Genomic DNA, 535 nt, shown 5'->3' with positions numbered 1-535 from the left:
CAACGCGGGCGTGGGCGCCGGCGGCCTGGTGTGGGAGAACTCCGTCGCCGACTGGGAGTGGGTGCTGGGTGTGGACCTCTGGGGCGTGGTGCACGGCGTGCGCTTGTTCGTGCCCATGATGCTGGAGGCCGCGGAGAAAGACCCGGCCTATCGCGGCCACGTCACCAACACGGCCAGCATGGCGGGCCTGCTGACGGCGCCCAACATGGGCATCTACAACGCCGCCAAGGCCGCGGTCGTGAGCCTGACCGAGACCATGTACCAGGACCTGCGCCTGGTCACCGACCAGATCGGCGCCAGCCTGCTGTGCCCCTACTTCGTGCCCACCGCCATCGTGCAGAGCGACCGCAACCGGCCGGGCGGGGCGCTGGCGCAGGGCCAGCTCACCAAGAGCCAGCTGATCGGCCAAGCCATGTCCGAGAAGGCCGTCTCCAGTGGCAAGGTCACGGCGGCCGAGGTGGCGCACAAGGTCTTCCAGGCCATCAGCGACAACCAGTTCTACGTCTTCAGCCACACGGGCGCCAAGGCCCTGGGC

Annotated in this window: 1 protein-coding gene; it reads left to right on the top strand. The window is 69.2% G+C overall.

The features are described 5' to 3' along the window. Positions 1 to 535: SDR family NAD(P)-dependent oxidoreductase (locus tag NS331_RS23230; RefSeq protein WP_153013011.1), on the top strand; the 535-nt coding region annotated here is incomplete at both ends.

The organism is Pseudacidovorax intermedius (assembly GCF_001476815.1).
In the GTDB taxonomy this organism is placed as follows: Bacteria; Pseudomonadota; Gammaproteobacteria; order Burkholderiales; family Burkholderiaceae_C; genus Xenophilus; species Xenophilus intermedius_A.
Note: the sequence above shows the minus strand (reverse complement) of the source record. Positions and strands in the feature narration are given on the sequence as shown.